This window comes from Paenibacillus sp. FSL H8-0332, assembly GCF_037963835.1.
Classification (GTDB): Bacteria; Bacillota; Bacilli; order Paenibacillales; family Paenibacillaceae; genus Paenibacillus_AQ; species Paenibacillus_AQ rhizoplanae.
Map to the genome: position 1 here is coordinate 7,079,648 of NZ_CP150145.1, position 17,195 is coordinate 7,096,842.

General features: G+C 46.3%; 16 protein-coding genes and 2 pseudogenes. 5 read left to right on the forward strand and 13 right to left on the reverse strand.

Annotated elements, in window-relative coordinates; translation table 11 throughout:
- Positions 1-12: 12 nt before the first annotated feature.
- From NST43_RS30945 to NST43_RS30975, 7 genes are all read right to left on the reverse strand, one after another.
- On the reverse strand, positions 13-1,149 hold the full coding sequence (locus NST43_RS30945) for an extracellular solute-binding protein (RefSeq protein ID WP_339221326.1): 1,137 nt from the start codon (positions 1,147-1,149) through the stop codon (positions 13-15).
- Positions 1,150-1,169: 20 nt separating this feature from the next.
- Complete coding sequence (locus NST43_RS30950; protein ID WP_339221328.1) at positions 1,170-3,098, reverse strand: alpha-amylase; 1,929 nt, start codon at positions 3,096-3,098, stop codon at positions 1,170-1,172.
- Between the two features lie 35 nt (positions 3,099-3,133).
- Entirely contained in the window at positions 3,134-4,174 is a 1,041-nt protein-coding gene (locus NST43_RS30955; RefSeq protein WP_339221329.1) for an alcohol dehydrogenase catalytic domain-containing protein, read from the reverse strand.
- Between the two features lie 211 nt (positions 4,175-4,385).
- Complete coding sequence (locus tag NST43_RS30960; RefSeq protein ID WP_339221330.1) at positions 4,386-5,300, reverse strand: NAD(P)-dependent alcohol dehydrogenase; 915 nt, start codon at positions 5,298-5,300, stop codon at positions 4,386-4,388.
- A gap of 14 nt (positions 5,301-5,314) precedes the next feature.
- Positions 5,315-5,551 (reverse strand): helix-turn-helix transcriptional regulator, encoded by a 237-nt coding sequence (locus NST43_RS30965; RefSeq protein WP_339221332.1) that lies wholly within the window; start codon positions 5,549-5,551, stop codon positions 5,315-5,317.
- 1 nt (position 5,552) lies between these two features.
- Complete coding sequence (locus NST43_RS30970; protein WP_339221334.1) at positions 5,553-5,999, reverse strand: hypothetical protein; 447 nt, start codon at positions 5,997-5,999, stop codon at positions 5,553-5,555.
- 118 nt (positions 6,000-6,117) lie between these two features.
- Positions 6,118-7,023 (reverse strand): YafY family protein, encoded by a 906-nt coding sequence (locus NST43_RS30975; RefSeq protein WP_339221336.1) that lies wholly within the window; start codon positions 7,021-7,023, stop codon positions 6,118-6,120.
- 73 nt (positions 7,024-7,096) lie between these two features.
- Here NST43_RS30975 and NST43_RS30980 point away from each other — a divergent pair, with 73 nt between their 5' ends.
- Positions 7,097-7,630, forward strand: a complete 534-nt coding sequence (locus NST43_RS30980; protein WP_339221337.1) for a dihydrofolate reductase family protein — start codon at positions 7,097-7,099, stop codon at positions 7,628-7,630.
- Positions 7,631-7,789: 159 nt separating this feature from the next.
- On the opposite strand, the gene NST43_RS30985 is transcribed toward NST43_RS30980, so the two are convergent.
- A complete protein-coding gene (locus tag NST43_RS30985) occupies positions 7,790-8,902 on the reverse strand; it encodes a serine hydrolase (RefSeq protein WP_339221338.1) in 1,113 nt (370 codons plus the stop codon).
- A 158-nt stretch (positions 8,903-9,060) separates the two neighbouring features.
- On the opposite strand from NST43_RS30985, the gene NST43_RS30990 reads away from it, so the two are divergent.
- Complete coding sequence (locus tag NST43_RS30990) at positions 9,061-9,993, forward strand: AraC family transcriptional regulator (protein ID WP_339221339.1); 933 nt, start codon at positions 9,061-9,063, stop codon at positions 9,991-9,993.
- 149 nt (positions 9,994-10,142) lie between these two features.
- Here NST43_RS30990 and NST43_RS30995 read toward each other — a convergent pair whose 3' ends face one another.
- Positions 10,143-10,946, reverse strand: coding sequence for an effector binding domain-containing protein (locus NST43_RS30995; protein WP_339221340.1), 804 nt, complete (start codon positions 10,944-10,946; stop codon positions 10,143-10,145).
- 172 nt (positions 10,947-11,118) lie between these two features.
- On the opposite strand from NST43_RS30995, the gene NST43_RS31000 reads away from it, so the two are divergent.
- The gene (locus tag NST43_RS31000) at positions 11,119-11,961 is read left to right on the forward strand and encodes a sialate O-acetylesterase (RefSeq protein WP_339221341.1); all 843 of its coding nucleotides are present in this window, start codon (positions 11,119-11,121) and stop codon (positions 11,959-11,961) included.
- A 118-nt stretch (positions 11,962-12,079) separates the two neighbouring features.
- Here the strand turns inward: NST43_RS31000 and NST43_RS31005 are convergent.
- Positions 12,080-12,292: pseudogene (locus tag NST43_RS31005) on the reverse strand (helix-turn-helix transcriptional regulator); the annotation flags it as partial.
- Between the two features lie 270 nt (positions 12,293-12,562).
- Between NST43_RS31005 and NST43_RS31010 the strand changes: the two are divergent.
- Positions 12,563-13,465: an AraC family transcriptional regulator gene (locus tag NST43_RS31010; RefSeq protein WP_339221343.1), complete on the forward strand. Its 903-nt coding sequence runs from the start codon at positions 12,563-12,565 to the stop codon at positions 13,463-13,465.
- A 133-nt stretch (positions 13,466-13,598) separates the two neighbouring features.
- Entirely contained in the window at positions 13,599-14,327 is a 729-nt protein-coding gene (locus NST43_RS31015) for an SDR family oxidoreductase (RefSeq protein WP_339221345.1), read from the forward strand.
- 382 nt (positions 14,328-14,709) lie between these two features.
- On the opposite strand, the pseudogene NST43_RS31020 reads toward NST43_RS31015, so the two are convergent.
- From NST43_RS31020 to NST43_RS31030, 3 genes and pseudogenes are all read right to left on the reverse strand, one after another.
- A pseudogene (locus tag NST43_RS31020) lies at positions 14,710-15,010 on the reverse strand (aldo/keto reductase); the annotation flags it as partial.
- Positions 15,000-15,182 carry a hypothetical protein gene (locus NST43_RS31025; protein ID WP_339221347.1) on the reverse strand — a complete coding sequence of 61 codons (183 nt, stop codon included), beginning with the start codon at positions 15,180-15,182 and terminating at the stop codon, positions 15,000-15,002. The pseudogene NST43_RS31020 and the gene NST43_RS31025, both read right to left, overlap by 11 nt.
- Before the next feature lie 1,177 nt (positions 15,183-16,359).
- Positions 16,360-17,085, reverse strand: a complete 726-nt coding sequence (locus NST43_RS31030; protein WP_339221349.1) for a LytTR family DNA-binding domain-containing protein — start codon at positions 17,083-17,085, stop codon at positions 16,360-16,362.
- Positions 17,086-17,195: the final 110 nt, after the last annotated feature.

Consider the following 17,195-nt stretch of genomic DNA (forward strand, 5'->3'; position numbering starts at 1 on the left):
CCCCTTATCTGATTAGTTTTGTAATGCGCCCCAGGATGCTTGGAGGGTCTGTTCCATTTTTTTCAGGGCTTGTTCGGGATTGCTTAAGGGCAACTCGGTCAGACCCGCATTGAGCGCCTCCCAGACATGGATCATGAAGGGGTAAGTCGGCATCGGCCGTGTGTGGTCCAAAAGCGACAAAATCATTCTTTTATTAGGTGCAGCAGAGGCACTTAGGCGGTGTAGCACCTGCTCCTGAGCCGGAATTCGCTGCACGCCCTGCGTCCACAGGGTTTGGCATTCGTCACTCAGCATAAAACGCGTGAATGACAAAATATCTTCCCGCTCCTCCGTGGTTAACGAAAAATTCGGGTAGATCAGGCCGATGGAAGAAGACATAGATAGCGATTGCTGGCCTTCTATGACTGGAAGCTGGCAAACCTCAAGCCTATCGTTCATATGCTTGTCCAGATGGTTGTAGATCCACTCCCCACAAATAATAGCGCCGATCTTACCGTCAATGAACTGCTCTAGCAGTCCTGTAGAACCGTCGAGACTGACGAGTACGCCCTGATCCATCTTGTCGCGGATGAACTCAAGCGCTTGCTTCATCTCAGGGCTGACGATATTCGGCTTTCCATTCTGTACAGGCCAGCCACCGAAAGCTGTAAGGAACGGAATAAACCAATAGCCCTGTTGTAGATCCGCCCCAATGGGTACGATTCCTTGGGCGGTTAACCTCTCTGCTGCCTCTTCAAACACGTCCCATGTCGCCGGTGCACTGGGGTAAATCTCCGGATTGTAATATAGAACCAGATGATTGCCCCGCAAGACCGGGATACCATACTGGACACCCTCCATTTGCATCGTGGAAAGGGCCTCCTCAGTCAGCACATCTTCAAACAACCCGCCCGGAACCTCGGAGTAAAGACCATTGTCGACATAGGAGGACATATCGGCAGGAACCATCGCCAGATGCGGACCTTGGCGGGTATGTTTGATTCGGTTCAAGCGCGCAGTCAGATCCGTAATGTTCATCACTTGTGGCGTAATTTGTACGCTGAAGCGCTCTGTATACAGCTTGCAAATCCCCTCCAGCACTTCAATCGAGGTATCTCCCGGACCGTCAAACTCATGCCATAGCACGATTTCCTTGTTGTTCTTTTCCATTCGCAGCCTCTCTCCCTTTTCTAAAAAATGTTTATGAGCACTAGAGCCTGATTAGGCGCAAGCTGCAAGAACTCGAACGCCTGACCTACGCTGCTACCCGTTAAAGAGCTATCCAGTGCTACGGTCAATGGGCATCGGCCGGGTACGGCCACGTTTAAATCGACTTGGCAGAAAGCATCGGCACTCAAGTTAAAGCAGCACAGCATCATCTCATCCCCTTGCATATACCCGTATATAGCAGTACCTTCCGGGGATTGAGCCACGAAAAAGTTCTCCGGCTTCACGAGGTGATGCCAAGCTTCCTTAAATTCACTTAGCTCCGCCAGCAGCGGCAGCATGGGTGCAGGATTAGTCCAATTAATTTGCATGACATTAAAAAAAGCGCGGGAAATCTCCTCACCGTTCGTGTTGTCACCAAGACCACAGTTGAGGGGCTGCTCCTCATTCATTTCATAGCCTGTTGTCACGTAAGGAATTGCGTTCGGAAGAAATTGATTAAATACTGCGATCATCCGGGCAACCCCGACACCGCCACGGCTCGTGATCCGGGGAGTATCTGCCGTTTCTGCACAAGCAAACACATGAATATTCAACTCGGGCAGTTCCTCTAAGAATGAAACCAGGTTCTCCTTAGTAATCTCCGTCATAACGTTCCATCCGCTTCCAAGCATAATGTTGTAGCCCGTATTCGCTGCCTTCCTGTGATTGCGGTTGAACAAGTCTTCACTGATCAGGAGCGCATTCGGATTCATCTCTTTAATCGTGTCAAAAATGCGAGTCAACAACGGAATAGGAAGCACATGTCCGATGTCGATGCGGAAGCCGTCAATCCCATACTTTTCGAGATTAAAGCGTACTGCCTGCTCCAGAACGTCCCATAACTCCAAATTCGGCTCCTCTCCCGGGTAGTCATTGCATTTAATCGTATCAAAAAGGACATATGGCGCCTGACCCCTGCTGATAAGATGTCTCACTTGCGGAGAGAAATCTTTATAGAGGCGCAAGAACGTAATGTCTGTCCAAATCGGCTGCACATCGTTAATCCAATCCGAATGTGCCGGAGAGGTTGTTATTCCCATCTCTTGCTCCACCAAAGTTAATAACTCGTCTCCACAATTAGCAGCTCTTTCCTTCAACTGCTGCCAAAGGCTGGGATAAAGTTCATGGGGCGGCGGTGAGAACTTCCGCAGGAATGCTGCGGTCTCCTGGCTGTGGTAGACCGTCTCCAAGTGGTCAGGCGTACATTCCTCAAAGAATCCAAGCTCAGGAATCGGCGGCGGCGCAAAGCCTTCTAATTCCTCAAGCTTGATCCAGTACACCCATTCGGGATGCTCAGTAATGAATGCACTGTTTCTCGCCGTTACACGAGGAATGAAATCGACAACAGTCTTGATATCGAGCAAATGACAAGCTTCTACCAAAGCGCTAAGCTCATCGTGGATGGTGAACTCTTCCATACCGTCCAACAAGCTGTCATGCAGGTTCTGGTCCAAGTGGAATAACGATTGCACAGCGTAAGGTGACCCGATATCCCCCTTCAGATTTAACTTGCTGTACTGGTTTACTGGAAGCATATACAGAATATTGACGCCCATTTTCTTTAACAGCGGCAGAAGAATAAGGAATCTTAGAAAAGTGCCCGATTCGACTGTTCCGTCATGGTTGTAATCCCAGGCCGTCGAATAACGAATTAACGCAGAATAGATCGTGCTTTCGTCTAAATTCGTGCGTTCCTTGAGCAAATACCTCCAGGAAAGCTTGTCTACATACCTCAAATGCTCTGTCAAAAAATCATACGGATGCACACATATTTCACCGTCTTTTTCGAAGAGAATAGGCTTATAGCTGCACTCGTTCCACACTGCAGGTATCCAAATCGGCTCTACCTCTCTGGCCTTGTGCATAGACAAGTAATCCTGAACAAGTCTAAATTTGCCTTCTTTGCCCATGAATAGATCCACCCCTCGCTAATTACAGTTCCACGTTAGGGAACAAAAACCGTCTTCACGGTGTCACTCTCAACCACCTTCAAAGAATTCAATTCATAGCCGATCAACTCGTTGATTGCTGCTTCGTGCTGATTGAGCTTAACTTTTCTAGTCACCAGTTTCTCCAGTTCAGGTGTCTCAGCAGCAAACCGTATAGCTTCCTCGAACATGTAGCGGTATTCGCCTGCTGCGATAATTTTGATGGCCTGCTGTACGAATTTGGTAGGAGAAAAGGTGTACCGGTAATTCGCATTAATACCAAAAGGAACGATGCGGCCTCCACGCTCAATCCATTGCTCCGCCATTTCGAGCTGAGTGCCTACCGTGTCGATAATCACATCAAACTTATGTCCCGAGCAGATCTCGTCTACGGTAGCTTCATGTAATTGGGAAGGTGTCAGAGCATAATCTGAGATTTCTCTGGCAAAAGCCAACCGGTAAGGATTAATTTCCGTCGCAACGGTAAGTGCCGCCTTGGATTTACTCACAATTTGACTTAGCAATCCCATCGGACCCGAACCAAGAATGAGCACCTTATCGTCTGCAGTGACATTAGACTCTTTGAAATTGTGCAGCACACAGGCAAGAGGCTCGATCAAAACCCCTGTTTCCCAGCTCATATGGTCAGGAAGCAGGTGTGCAAACGTTTGTACAGTAGAGTAAAAAAAAGTGAATGTCCCATTTCGATTCAAACCTGCAATAGGCATCCCATTTCCATCGGTGCCTATGCAGAGGTGCGGCTGTTTCTTCAAGCAAAAATAACATTTCTCGCAGCTTTGATTCGGATCAATAACTACGCGGTCGCCTACCTTAACGCGGTCAACGTTGCTGCCGGTTTCAATTACGGTCCCTACAGCCTCATGACCGCGAATAACGCCTGGAACCCCCTCCTCTTTCCCCGTGATGACTGCTAAATCTGTTCCACATACACCCGTCATCTCAATCCGGATCTTGACTTCATCCGGTGCTGCAATTGTCGGCTCTTCCCATTCGCAGAGCTCCAGCTTATGATTCGATGTCCACACAAGCGCCTCCATACGCATTCACTTCCCCTTTCACTTCTTTACTATCCATATTCACCCAGAATATATCATAGCTGCCACGTAAAAGTAAGGTGAATTTTGTCGAATAATGTTAATAAATACATTTTATATAAAACTATAATAGTAAGCGCTTTAATTTTGACATTCGGATAACATACCATAACAGCTCAAAGGGAGTGTTTGCACACTCCCTTTGAGCTGTTCTTTAGGATAGGGAACTTACAGTAATGACGACATTCCCCTTCTTATGTTTTTGTTCGACATAACGATGGGCATCCGGAATTTGTTCCAGCGAATAGCATCTATCAATAACAGGCTTAAGGGTACCGGCCTCAAGCTGCTCTTGGAGGAAGATAAGATCTTCAACGCGAGGCTTGTATGACATATCCACACTCACATACTTCCCGTTCGTACGCAGAGCTTTTTTGAATGCTGATTTTTTGATTTTCGATATCGTTTGCCCAACAGCATCAAAGATCAAATCATAGCTTTCTTCATGCGCCATAAACTTCTGTTTCGTATAATCTATGACCCGATCGGCTCCTATAGATCTTACCAGCTCAAGATTAGCAGTACTGCATACCCCTGTTACATCTGCCCCATAATATTTGGCAAGCTGGACCGCATAAGTTCCCACACTTCCAGAGGCCCCATAAATAAGCACCTTCATTCCGCTCGCGAGTTTCCCCTTCCTTAGAAAGTTCAACGCGGTGAGCCCCCCGACGGGAACAGCGGCAGCCTGCTCATAGCTCACATTGACCGGCTTCATGACCACCAGTCCATCTTCAGGCAGACATTTGTACTCGGCATATGCACCGAAGTCGAAACCACAAGACGCAAATATTTGATCGCCAATCTTAAAGCGTGTTACATTTTTGCCTGCGGCTTCAACTTCCCCGGCTAACTCAAACCCCAATACCGTTACCTTTTTGGGCCTTAAGAGACCATTGTACAATCTTGCAAGGAACGGGTCAGCCTTTCGCATACGCCAGTCCCCCGCTGTTACCGTTGCCGCATAGATTCTGACAAGGACTTCGTTATCCTTCGGTGCAGGTTTCTCTAGTTCCTTCAGGTGAAGCACATCAGGCGAACCGTATTTGGCATATACCATTGCTCTCATCCTTTACCCCCTATCTATTTCCCACTTGGCTTCTCTGAATTTTCCCCGAAAAAGAATACCTCTTCGAGCGGCAAGTTAAAGGTGCGGGCTATACGAAAAGCCAACTCCAGTGAAGGAGAGTAATTTCCTTTTTCAAGAGCTACGATCGTTTGTCTGGTTACACCTGCCTTGTCGGCCAGCTGCTGCTGGGTCATTTCATTAAGATCGAATCGTAATTTTCTGATGTAATTGCCAACAAGAACTTTGCCCATCTTAGACTCCTCTCCTGTAGTAATACAGTCTCGATATTGAACCGGTTACGTCTGACAGAAATCCAGCGGCGATTAGGACGATGAACATTACCTTCAAAGGCTGGTCTATAACCAATGAGCCCATAGCCAATAGGAAGCCACTGACAAACATAGCAAATGAATTTCGGAGGGCCAACAAGTCAATGCGCTTATCCAGTTCGTCCGCGAATGCAGGTTCCTTTTCACCCGTCGTCATCCGGAAGATGATGTTAAAAACAATGCTGATCACGATATGTGCCGCGATGGAAACCAAGGTCAATACAAGAATGAAGGAACCCCAGTAATGGAAGGTTACTTGTGATTCCAACACTTCATTTGGATACTGCGGGTACCTGTACAGCAAATACACTGTAAAAATGAGTAGAGTGCTGATTAGCGATACGATGCTCTTCTTTTCCTGATAAGTCATGTATGACACCGCCTTTAGTATAGTTCACTAAACATAATGTATACCAAACTATACACCGTGTCAACTTTATCATACAAAAAAAACCGTCAACACCCCAGGATAATGGATATTGAGTATGTTATGAATACTGACTTATAGTCTTCTCCAGTAACTCTCTGACGGATTCCTGCAACTCCCTTGGAGAGACCACCTTCACTTCCGGTCCGTATGCAAGCAGCTTCTGCGCCGTGAACGGGAACTCTTCCACAGGAATACAGCCGCGCCATTCCCTGTCCAGAACTGAAGCGAATATCCGGTCCGATTCCGCCAGCCTTACGCCCATATCCGTAAAATGTAATATGACTTCGGTGCTATCCCTGGTCTCCCCGGCCTTCATCCATGCTGCAAGCGTTGGAAGTGACTCCTCTATTCGGTGAGGCCCTTCCTCCAGCTGCTCCATCCGATCGACCCGATACAGGCGAATCTCACCCTGCTTGCTGGCGGGCATATACCAATACCCTTGTTCATAATAAATCCCGAGCGGATAGACCTGCACATTCTTCTTGCCGCTGCGGGAATGATAAGCAAATGAAATCTCTCTCTTCTCCACGGCTGCACCTAACACCTGGGTCGTTAACGGCGCTGGGCGTATCGAAGAGTGCTGAAGAACGGCAAGATGCTGCTTCGAACGACTAATCAGATCCCGCACATCATCCGGCAATCCCGAATAATACTGATCTGCCAGTTGAGCCCGGATGATTCCATAGGGAAAGTCCGGAATATGCTCCAAATATTCAATCATCAGGAATAATCCCAACGCCTCGTGCTGTGTTAATTGAAGGGGTGGCAAAATCCGGTTCGGCAGCACCCGGTACCCCCCGTGTATGCCTACCTCCGAATACAGAGGAACCCCCATCTGCTGCAGATAATCCAGATCGCGTTGGATCGTCCTTAGCGATACTCCGAATCGTTCTGCCAGCTGGCGGGCCGTAAATTTGGTCCTTGAATCCAATGTCCGCATAATTTCCAGTCTTCGATTAATCAATGGCTCCACCTAACTACGTCATATTTTGTCATAGTTCAAGTGTATCATTGAATCTAGAAGGGAGCGATTAACAATGTCAAAACATAAAGTTGTGCTGTACATCGCTATGAGTCTGGATGGTTACATCGCAAGGCCCGATGGCTCTGTCGATTGGTTGTATGAGATCGAAGGAAATGGAGGGGATAATGGGTATAGTGAATTCTATGGAACTGTGGGAAGCGTAGTGATGGGGCGAAATACTTATGAAGAGGTGCTGAAGCTAGCCGATGAATTCCCCTATGCAGATAAACCGGCTTTTGTCCTTACGCGTTCCGGGCAACCGCCTGCGCCACATGTTGTTTTTACAGGCGAATCCATTGACCGGCTTATCCCCCGGTTACAACAAACCTCAGAAGGCAAGGTCTGGATTGTAGGCGGAGGATTGCTTGTACAGAGTGTCCTGAAGCTTCAATTGCTGGACGAGCTCCAAATTGCGCTTATTCCCACCATTCTGGGAGAAGGCATTCCCTTATTCCCTTCCGGAACAGTGCCAGAGAATCTAACCTTAACCCATACCGAGAGAATGGGTCAGATCGTGATGCTTCATTATCAAACACTTGGGTCATAATCTCCATGATCGAGGGGTACTTATGATACGGTTCAGCTTAACACTCTAACAGCGAAATTAAAGAGTATTCGTGTGGGTGCCCTTTAATTGTGGTATAAATTCAATTGTCAACGTTGATTGGAGTCTCAATAAAACAGCGGCAGGCTAGGACTATGTCCTCTATTTGTTCTTCACCGCTTTAACCAAGCTCTCGATAAACTGAATAGGAAGGGTGGTATCCCGGGGATTCCCGGTGGCAGCCGAGTTCACGACGATCACTAGATCCAGGTCGGGTACGATGGTCAGATATTGGCCGGCATAACCCATACCAAAAACTGCCTCGTGCCCGCCGTACTGATTCATCCACCAATGGTGGCCATATTCGCCGAAAAACACATTTCCCTCCGAATGCCGAGAGGTCGATTCCCGGATCCATGCTTCGGAGACGATGCGCTTGCCATCCCATACGCCACGGTTAAGCACCAATTGGCCAATCTTGGCCAGATCCCTTGGCTTCATCTTCAGGCCGAAGCCCCCTGAATTCGAATCGTCCGGTGAACGGGGCCACTTCATGCTATCAATTCCGAGAGGACCCAACAGATGCTCCTTGGCAAAATCGAGTTCGGATTGCCCAGTCGTTTTCCTGAGAATCGCCGCCATTAATTGGGAACCGCCTGTATTGTAATTCCATATTTCACCTGGCCTAGAATCCATCGGTTGGCTGAGTACAAATTGGTTCCAGTCCTTGGTCTCCGTCATAGGCTGGATCATATAATTCCAATCAGTCCATTCCGGGAAATGTAAGCCACTTGTCATGCTGAGCAAGTGCTCTAATGTAATGGATCTCTTATCGGGTGAATCGAACAACTCCTTATATTCGGGGAAAAATGGCTCTATCGGCTCATTTATTCCTTTCAGATAACCTTTGTCGATAGCTATCCCGATCAAGAGCGATGTCACGCTCTTGGTGATCGAGTTTATAGCCAGCTTGGTATCCGACATGCCATCCTTGTAATACTCGGAGACAATTGTGCCGTCCTTAACAACTAGCATGGAGAGAACCGGCGATTCCTTGGCATATTGCATCACTGCTTCGACTTCCTTGGGATCCATCTCAACCTGCTCTGGAGTGCCGATCGGCCACTCCCCGTTTGGCAAGTTGATCACCTTGGAGTTGCCGGGGGACAACGCAGGGGCTAAGGACTTTTCCGGAGAGCAAGCGGACGTGGTAAGGATCAGGCAAGCTGCCCCTGCCAACACGGCTAGCTTGGCATAACGGAATATTTCGGTCATACATGAACACACCCTTTAAGGTTATTCTTCTATCTTCCCTTATGGTAGTGTAATGGGCGTGGATCGTCTTCCAATTTCTTGCTACCCGATTAACAATTCTTGCTATAATAGAGATCGGATTTAATCAATAATGGGAATAAGGGAGGGCGGTGAAACGGATGGTGACAGCCAAAGCCTTGGAATTGGAATACCGGTACCGGGTCAACCATGTCGTCAACTACATGGAGGAGCATCTTACGGATCCATTAACCCTTAAAGAAGTGTCGGACGTGGGCGCCTTCTCCCCCTTTCACTTCCATCGGGTGTTCAAAGCGGTGATGGGTGAGAACGTGCACGGGTTTACCCGGCGGATCCGCATCGAGAAGGCAATCAAGCTACTGTTGTTCCACCCAAACCGGAGCATAACTGATATCGCCTTGGATTGTGGTATGCAAACCCCGGCCCACTTTTGCAGAGTGTTCCGCGAGCATACCGGCCTGAGTGCTTCCGAATGCCGGGACAGGTTTCCTCTCCAGACGATTGCGGAACGGTTCAGGGCCCGGTTCACCTTTGAAAAGTCCACCGAACTGTCCCGCAAGCTGGCGGAACTCTCGATTGAGATTCGGAACCTTGCTCCAATGACTGCTATCTACGCCCGGTATAGGGGAACCATCAATGAAGGAAAAATCAATTCGGACATTACGGGGCTATTTGAGCGGGTAGCCTCGTGGTTGGACGCGAGAGAAGCACTAAAAAAAGGAAGTATGACGGTCGGACTCATCCTCGACGACCCTTTCATCACGCCGGACGGCAGACACAGGTATGACGCTTGCATTACAACGGAGCAACGGATGACGCCGACTGGCGATCTGGGCATCCGGACGATTCCTGGAGGCAAATACGCCATTGTGCGGATGACCGACAGACCGGATACGGTGAAAGATCTGCTGCACCTGGTCTCCATCGAGTGGCTTCCCCTAAGCCCGTATATATGGGACGTTTCACGTCCGGCCCTAGAGATTTACTTCCCCAACTCCCTTCACCATCCGGATGGACAGTGCGAAATGGAATTCGGCATCCCGATCAAACTAAATGAAGCAAGCTTCTGGTAGCTGAACACCCTCTCGTTCCACTGCCAGCAAGGACTTCACGTCAAACTGTTCCCCCTACTTATGATACGGTTCGTAACGGTTGGAATGGCAAGTTCCCGTTTCTCTTCAAAAGTTTTAAGGCCATCCTTTACGGGATGACCTTGTATCATTTACCGGTTCAACTTTGACTTTATCGGATGTAGTAAATCCAATTGTACCACCTTATCGATTTCCTCATTGCTTAAATGATACTGGTTGATGTAATTCAAATGCTCTTCCTTTGAACCATACATACAATCGGGGTCTCCCCAGTTTGGTTCATACTCCTCATGGTGCTCGACCCACTCGGTGAGCCATCCCCATTCCTCGAAGCTGCCCATGGGAATCATGTGAGCTGCGTGTAAGCCACCGGTGAAATGCTTCTTCACGAACGGTTCACGTACCTCTAGATCATCAGGTATCGTTACCCCTCTCTCGTACCCATGGTCCGATCCATCCGGTTGGACTCCATTCGGATGATTAAATCCATAATGCCGCAGATCAGGCTTGAGTTGGGCCAGCTTCGTGTCCATCATAAACTTTTGCAACTCCATCCCCGTTTCATACTCCGGTGATTTTCCAATTACTTGGATCGAAGCCACTGGTGAAGGTGGAAGGTAAACAATCCGTACCTCCTTAAGCGTGGATAAATGTTGATCTGCCTTGATCAAATCGTTCATGGATAGGTCCTCCTTGAGATTACTTTTGGATAAAGGAAGGGCTTCAACGATCTGTAGCAGAGTTTTATCCATCCAGACTCCCGGGTTCAGCTTCACTTCGGCATGGAGCTTGAGTTGATCTACCAAGTTTTGCAGTACATTGTGAATGACAGACAATGCCGTCATTTCGCTGGATAGTTCATACATCTTTTCTTGGAACACAGCAAGTGCGATCCTGGACTCATCACTCTGCAGAATCCTTTGAATTTCCTTCAACGGAATTCTCAGCTTTATTGGATGACCGCATGCATCGCTTCCGCGATAGTAAAGAAATCTTCTTGGTTTATCTCTAATTCCAGGCATAATGATCATTAATTGATTTTAGTCTAATCAGACTATATAATGATTCAATTAGTTTATATTAGGTATGTAAAGGAATGAAGATTAAATGATAAAATCATTTTTAATGTTGGGTCAATCTAATATGGCAGGCCGTGGATTCTTGCATGAAGTCGACCCTATATATAATGAAAAAATAAAAATGCTGCGTAATGGACAGTGGCAGATGATGACAGAGCCGATTAATTATGACCGTCCGGTTTCCGGTGTAAGCCTGGCGGCGTCTTTCGCCGATGCCTGGTCGAAAGCCAATTCTGATGAAGAAATTGGTTTGATTCCTTGTGCAGAAGGTGGCAGTTCTTTGAATGATTGGCATCCGGAGGGCATCCTTTTTCAGCATGCTTTGTCCGAAGCCCGCTTCGCCTTGCGGTCCAGTCAAATCTGCGGAATTCTTTGGCACCAGGGTGAGAGCGACAGTTATCATTCGCTGCATGAAACTTATTACGAGAAATTAACCCTTATCATCGAGACCCTAAGAAACGAATTGAATCTTGATGAGGTGCCGTTGATCATTGGCGGACTTGGTGGTTTCCTTGGTAAGACTGGTTTTGGGCAGCAAGCGACAGAGTATAGACAGGTCAATGAACAATTGCAGCGCTTCGCTAACGAACAGCAAAATTGTTATTTTGTAACGGCGGCAGAGTTGACCGCGAATCCTGATGGCATTCATATAGACGCGGTTTCGCAACGCAAATTCGGCTACCGCTATTTCGAAGCTTTTTCGAACAAGTGTCATGTATTGGAGCCCCTCCCGGGGGAGGAGCTATCGCTGAAAGTGGAGCGCGACTATTCAAAAACAGAACAGATCTACCTTCTTAGCATGGATTTGGCTTTGGGTAAAATCACTTACGCGGAATTCGAAGCGCAGATGGTGAAGGTTATGCAGCCTTGATCCCTTTAGCGTAACGGGTTTATCGGCGAAAACAAAGTGGCGGCCTGGAAGGCCGCCACTGTTGTTTATACTATGAATAGTCACGCTCTGCTGCGGTAACCATGAACTCCTCACCCTGGTAGGCAAACAACTGAATGATATTCACCTCAAGCGATTCTGCAATCTTATGTAAATTCAATAAAGAAACGTTCTTCTCCCCACGTTCAATCTGCCCTATGTATGAAAAATGAAACCCGCCTATCTCCCCAAGCGCCTCCTGCGACAGGCCCCGCTCTTTCCGCAGAGCACGAATCCGGGCTCCCACCTGCTTCAATATTTCCCTATCTATCACAGTATTCACCTCTGTCCAAAGTGTAGACAAGTTTCCTATACAAGTCTAGCCCATTATCCAGGAAAACTTGCTCGTTTGGAGCTAAATGAATAAGTCGTTTGAGCTTTTCAGCAAAGTATTCTCGCCGGGTTCCAGTTATACTAAAAGGATAAGTGTTGAAACGTTTGTCAAGAAAATTATTCTACAGGTAAGCGCAGACTGGCATAACCGAAAGGATGATTAAGAAATGGAAACTAGAGTAATCGCAGGTACAAGTAGGGCGGGACGTCCATGACTATGAGATCAAGCAAAATGGTCAAGGTGCCTATTGAACTGGTAAAGTTTCCGAATAAAAAAGGGAGTTTGAAGCTGGATGGGATGTCCGTTATCGAAATCTGTTTTTACACGCAAGGCATAAAAGGAACCTTTTTTTTGCAGGATCATCTTCTGCTAATCGTCAAGTCGGGTGTCTATACAGTTCGCTTCGGTGATCAAGAATATACGATGCGGAGCAACGAAATGATGTTTATTCATAAATCAATGGGAGTCGAGTACGAGAAAGCGGGTGAACCCAATTCCGATTACATCCTCGACTATATGATGTTTTTCCTGAACGAGAAGATAGTAGATGAATTCCTCAAGTTCGCTGGTTTAAAACCGATTTGTCTCGTGAATGATGTTGTTCCGATAACAGTCTTTCCGATCAATGACCGCATTGGAAGCTATATCGAGTCGTTAAAACCCTATTTCGAGCACCCTGACGAAGTCCAAGAAGGACTGGTTCGTGTGAAACTGATGGAATTGCTGTTTCACATAGCAGATTCGAATGATCGTTTGTTGCATCAAATGATGCAACCCATAAGCAAGGACAGAGACAGCATCACAAAGATCATGGAGGAGAACTTCATGAATCCCGTTTCCCTTAACGACCTGGCCTATTTGTCTGGCAGAAGCCTGGCGGCGTTCAAAAGGGATTTTCAAGCAATATACAACACCTCCCCGCTCAAGTGGGTTCGCAATCGAAGGCTGGATAAAGCCGAGGAACTGTTAGCGGAAACAGCGTTATCTGTTACTGATATCTGTTTTTCGACCGGATTCGAAAATATCGCTCACTTTTCCAAAGTATTCAAGGAAAGATTCGGACTTCCACCGTCAGAGTTTAGACGGCAGCTGAGGTTGAAGAAGGACGCCTAAAGAGGCTTAAAAATGAGCTAAATAAACAAATAGAATGAGCTTGTAGGCAAAGAAATGTATTCGTCTCCTTGATATTCTTATCTCATGCGGTAAACGCGGCCGTATTAAAACAAGAATGTAGGGAGGCAATTTTATGAATAAATCTAAGATCGTATTAATTACAGGTGGAAACAAAGGTATCGGTTTTGAGACAGCAAGACAATTGGGAAATATGGGGTATGAGATTTTAATAGGAGCAAGAAGCGAAAATAAAGGACATGAGGCCGTAACGTTATTGGAAAAGGAGAAAATTAAAGCTAAAACAGTGGTTCTTGATGTCACGAACCCCAGCTCCGTTCTCTCCGCAGCAGAATGGATTGAGCAAGAGTATGGATTGCTTGATATCTTGATTAATAATGCAGGCGTGTTTTTCGAAGAAAACACCTCTCCAAGTGAATTGGAATTGTCTGTTCTCAAGAGTACCTATGAGACAAACGTTTTCGGTGTATTTTCTGTCACTAAAGCAATGCTTCCATTGCTCAGAAATTCTTCTGCCGGAAGAATCGTTAATCTTTCCAGCGCATTAGGTTCCTTAACCTTGAATTCAGACTCAACGTCGGAATTTTATAATGCGAATTCGCTCGCCTACAATAGTTCTAAAACGGCTGTAAATGCTTTTACCGTTTCCTTTGCTAAAGAATTAAGCGATTCTCCTATTAAAATCAACTCCGTTTGCCCTGGATTTACAGCTACCGATTTAAATGGTAATAGTGGATATCGTTCAGTCGAACAAGCAGCTTCCATTGTAGTGGAGCTTGCCACAATACTTAGTGATGGTCCGACTGGTGGCTTTTTTGATGAGCGTGGAGTTGTGGCTTGGTAAAACAGAAAGGAATAAGTTATGTAGAAATCCATGATACCGTCAAGAAGTTTGTGTAAGTAGGAATTTGCATCGGGACGCTGAAGAAAAGGGTCTGCTGTTGCCTTCGCGAAGGGCGTAGCCCAAGCGAAGGCGCGGGAGGCTTTTAATTCTCTTCCCCTTTGCTATTTGGATAACGTTCCTCAAACAGCTCCGTCAACCGCTGCTTTACAAGCGGATCGCCGAAGCCTTTTATGATGCGATTCTCGAAGTTCTCACTTATGGTACGGTTGACCGCGATAGCTGAAGCGGCATGCTTTTGAAACTGCCGTAGAATTCTTAAGTGTTACAAACACCTTTTGTGGGCTCCCCTTTCGTGGGAGATTTGTTGTATAGTGTGTCCAATTTATACTAATGAATGTGGTTCATAAAGTTCTTCTAACCTGGTAATTTCTTCAGGTGTCAATTTAACCTACAACGCCAAATCGGCATCTTCGAGATGGCTGGTCTTGGTCGAACCGATAATTGGGGCGGTGATCCCTTCTTTTTGCAGCAACCATGCAAGAGCAACTTGTGTGCGTGGATCCTTGGTTAGCAGCAACTTCCGCAACTCTCTCTACTACTTTACGATCAGCCTCTTCCGTTTTAATAAACAACGCTTTAGCTATCTGATCATTCTCGGATCGTGAGGTCTGTTCATTCCAATCGAAAATGCCCCATCCGCCAGAATAGCGGAAGGGGCATTTTCTTTCTTACTGGGCAGAGTGAGAATTCTCCCCAGGCATCCTTGTCATATGTTTCCCCCTTAAAGGCATTCGTGTGGGTGCCCTTTAATTGTGGTTTGGCCATTTCTGCTATTCTTGCTAATTTTGTTTCCATTTTCCCCACCTCTGTGTGTGGCCAATGTGTCCTTACCAAGATTGATTAGGGTGTCGCCTGCCTTTCCTCCGCCCCCATTACAGGGGTTTCACAGGTCTTATGCGGCAATACGACTCCCTGAACGCCGTTTGGCATTCTTACGTGTTACGGCTTGTTTGCCATACTCCTGCAAAGGTTCCTAAAGAGTACTTCTCTCGCAGAAGAGCGCCAGGGTCTCCCGAGTTGCTGAGTAACCATGGGTATACATGCCTGGCTCTTCAACCCCGGGGTAGCTCCTCCATCCTCGCCTTTTCGGCTGGAGTCATGTTGTCTTCCGGGGAAATGAGCCCGTCGACCTTCCCGTTTGCTGCGTTTCGAGGCTCCATCACTTTCAGGCCTGCATCCTAACTGTCTACGCTTAAACGGCAGGGTTACCCTTGCCGCTCCAAGACTCGCTATTGGTGGCGTGGCTTTCGCCTTTCCAAGCAGGGGTTCCACCTGCTAAGTTACTCACCCTAGGCTCGGTCGCTCCATTTCTGTACAGGATTTTTCCGCCCACATCCGCAAAGAAGACGTTCGCCTAGTGACCGTGAACGAATCTTCTTACTGGACGTATCTATACGAAGGCGCCCTAAACGATATAGAAAATGCCGCTGTTCTGCTGTGCTAGCCGGAGCAAGCGTTTGGCGTGCCCAAAGCGCTACGTGCTTTTTTATGCACCTATGTCTCCTTGGATACGGAAACGTTCTCAAAGTACTACAGCAAGCGTTGGCCGATTGAAATTTTTTTCGCCAGTCCAAGAATAGCCTAGGTTTCGACACGTACCAGGTACGCTCAGCAACCGCTTTTACCCGCCTGTGGACGCTACTGGCGTGGACACATTTGTACTGTACCACCGGTTTGGGATAGCCTTGTCCATTTGGAGATGGATTACGTGCTGTTCGTAAGCAAGTCCAACTGGATCGGCTTCAGTTTGTCTACGATTGCGGTCAGAAAGGCATTCCGTTTCATGTTGTTTGTGAGCAGTTTAAATTGGCCTAACTTCAATTGGGATTTTCTGTATCCTTTTTTGCTCATTTATAGATCTAAGGATGTAGGGCTGGCGAAGGAAAGGCGGATGTGGGAAATCCACTTGCGTAGTTTGATGGGAGTTCTGGGGAGTAGTTCTTCATCTTACTTACTCTACTTGATAAAACAGTCAGAAGTGCAGTTCTTTAAATTTTTTGGAATATGAACGTCCAATGGGGAACTGAACTAGATTGGACATTATAACTCTATCAGAGGTAAAACTATGCACATAATTCAGATTTACAATAACAGAACGATGAATTAGCAGGAATTGTGCGGGGTTGAGCTTCTCTGCATATCCTGATAGTGTACCTGATACTACAATCGGATCATTTTTCTGAACTAAGGAGATTTCAACTTTGTTCTGGCATAATTCATGCTTGATTTTGACTAAGGAGACAATATCTGAAGTTCTAAGAATGAGCTGTTCATTATTTACTTTAACGGAGAGAAAATGATGGACTAATGAGAGAAGATAGTGACACAACAATAGTAACTTTTCCTGAAACAAATCATATACTATAGGTTTTAAGATGTATTGAAAAGCTTGAACATCAAAACAGTTCAACATATATTTTTGGTCGTGAGCAATAAAAATAATTTGCACATTGTGATCAGGAAATGAACGTATCTCGCGTGCGGTTTCTAATCCATCCATACCAGAAAGTTCAATCTCAATAAAAATAGCATGGAATAAATAATTACTGTTCTTACAGTAGTGGTTAAGCAATTCTTCCCCCGAGAAAAAATAATCTATACTAAATAAGAATCGACTTGTTACAGAGAACCTCAAAAAGAAGAATTTTAAAAGATCATGAGTTTCTTTATTTTTATCACAAATCGCTATGTTAAACAATCGTTCTCACACTCCAGGGAAAAATGTATTTAACTAACATAATAAAGTATATAGTGGGACTTTACGACATTATTTATTTAAAAAAAGACAATTTTATGTAATATTATTCA